Here is a 238-nt window from a genome sequence, read left to right as displayed (position 1 = left end):
CTTACCATTATGAACGCGGCGCGTTGCCCGTCGAGCAATCCCTGAAGGGCGGTTATCAGATCTTCTCGACCATCGCCTTCCCTGAAACCTTGCCTTCCACACTTAAAGGAATGCGTTCGGCGCAGGAGCGCTGGCTAGGCCGCATACTTTCGAAGGATCGGCCCAAATATATTGGAAGCTGGAACGCGACGGCTATGTTCATGGTCGCGCTCATGTCCAATGAGGCATTGAAGAGCGC

1 pseudogene is annotated in these 238 nt (G+C 55.0%); it reads left to right on the top strand.

The features are described 5' to 3' along the window. Positions 1-238: pseudogene (locus EOD29_RS36440) on the top strand (hypothetical protein); the annotation flags it as partial.

This window comes from Mesorhizobium sp. M1A.T.Ca.IN.004.03.1.1 (assembly GCF_003997555.1).
Taxonomy (GTDB): Bacteria; Pseudomonadota; Alphaproteobacteria; order Rhizobiales; family Rhizobiaceae; genus Mesorhizobium.
The sequence above is the reverse complement of the archived record's forward strand: the minus strand, read 5'-3'. Positions and strand labels throughout refer to the sequence as shown.